Raw genomic sequence first — 2,084 nt, forward strand, 5'->3', positions numbered from 1 at the left:
AAACCTTCTTCTCAGCCATCGCTCTCGCCGCAACCGTTTTGTTCTGGCTATGAAAAAGAACGAGTCTGGAGCCTAAGCAGTATCCGGGCACACCTTGCGGATTTCTACAGCCACACGGGTCGCCCATCAATTGATCCTGAACTGCTGATTCGGATGCTATTGGTTGGGTACTGCTTCGGCATTCGGTCAGAACGACGGCTCTGCGAAGAGGTGCACCTCAACCTGGCGTACCGCTGGTTTTGCCGCCTCGACCTAACGGATCGCATCCCGGACCATTCGACCTTTTCAAAGAACCGCCACGGTCGCTTTCGCGAGAGTGACTTGTTGCGCCACGTGTTTGAGACGACTGTCGCGCGTTGCATCGCGGAAGGGTTGGTGGTCATGGCTTCGCCGTCGATGCCAGCTTGATCAGTGCCGATGTTCAAAAGCAGAACTCGAGCAATCCCGAGGACTGACCGCATCGGGGATGCGGATATTGGTCAGGATCGCATGGCGCTCCTGGTCGAAGAGCCCGCCATTGTAGGGTGGCAAGCCGATCGAGGCGTCTCCCTGGTCAATCGCGATGAAGAGATCGGCCATCGCGCCCCAATAGCGCGCGGCTGTCTCCGAGAAGACATCGTTCTTGTCTTTGCGCTCTTTGACATCGAGGCGCACCTTGTTGCGCAGCCCGTAATCGTCATAGCGCGCGTCCTTGTCCTCGGCCAGTTTCGAGGACCTGGGAATGCGCGAGAGCTGCGCCTCAAGCCAAGGCTTGAAGGCGGTAACGATGGGGGCCGAGAACTCTTTCCGGGCCGCGAGACGCAGATCCGGCGCGGCGCCGCGAACGCGCTTCTCGATGGCGTAGAGTTGGGCGATCTGGCGCAGGGCCTCCTAGGCGATCGGCGAGCCGTCCTTTTCCAGGCGCTTCACGAACCGACGGCGCGCATGGGTCCAGCAATGCACGAGCGTCCACGGCCCCTCGACGCGGTCGACCCCGGTGAGCTTGTCATAGACCTCATAGCCGTCGCATTGCACGAACTGCCCGCGATAACCCTCGAGGAAACGGAGCGCATGCACGGCGCCCCTGCCGGGCGCATAGTGGAACATCACGACCGGCGGGCCGGCACCGCCATGCCCGCGATCGTCAGAGACGATCGCCCAGAAGTAGCCAGTCTTTGTCTTTCTCCGCCCGGGATCGAGCACCGGGGCGCGGGTCTCATCCATGAAGATCCGATCTGCGGACTTCAGCCGCTCCCGGAGATGATCGACGATCGGGCGCAGGTGGAAACATGCGCGTCCGACCCAGTTGCCGAGCGTCGCCCGGTCCAGCTTTATCCCCTGCCGGGCGTAGATCTCAGCCTGGCGGTAAAATGGCAGGTGGTCGCCGAACTTCGCCACCATGACCTGCGCGACCAGCGCCTCGGTGGGCAGGCCGCCGGGCACCACGTGCTCCGGCGCATAGGCCTGCACCACCGCGCCGGAGCAGCGCCGGCAGGCGTATTTCGGACGGCGGGTGACCAGAACGCGCAATTGGGCCGGCACGACATCGAGGCGTTCGGATATGTCCTCGCCGATCCTCGTCATCTCGCCACAGCCGCAGGGGCAGAGCGTGGTCTCGGGCTCGATGATCCGCTCGATGCGGGGCAGATGCTTTGGGAGATGTCCGCGGTTGCGCCCGGGGGTGGCAGGGTTCGCAGAGCCTTGCCCTTTCAGCGCCCGCTGGGCCTTCTCCTGCGCGGCCTCGAGCACGCCTTGCGCAATCTCGACATCCTCGAGCGGCAGATTGAACTGTTCCGGGTCGAGCTTTTCCGACCGCGGCCCAAACTTTTCCCGGCGCAGTTCGCTGACGATGATTTCAAGCCGCCGCTGCGCCTCGACCGCATCCGCCAGCGCCGCCTCGGTCTGGGCCAGGCGGGCCTTCAGGCGGACGTTCTCTTCGGTCAGGACCGCATCGGTCATGTCCGCGATCAAGCACAAGGACGGGGGACCCGCCATTGCCAAAGAGCGGCCGAGTCATTCTGCCGCAGCTAGAGCGTGTCGCGTTTAATCGGTTCTGTACCCTGTGGCCTGGAAGAAGTTGTAGCATTCCTCATCGGTGAACAGGT

Annotated in this window: 2 pseudogenes; one reads left to right on the forward strand and one right to left on the reverse strand. The window is 63.0% G+C overall.

Annotation, left to right across the window (positions count from 1 at the left end):
• Positions 1-437, forward strand: a pseudogene (locus AC2FLM_RS05305) (transposase); the annotation flags it as partial.
• Here AC2FLM_RS05305 and tnpC read toward each other — a convergent pair.
• Positions 409-1,974, reverse strand: a pseudogene (gene tnpC / locus AC2FLM_RS05310) (IS66 family transposase). The pseudogenes AC2FLM_RS05305 and tnpC overlap by 29 nt on opposite strands.
• Positions 1,975-2,084: the final 110 nt, after the last annotated feature.

The organism is Ruegeria sp. SAZD011, from assembly GCF_059612545.1.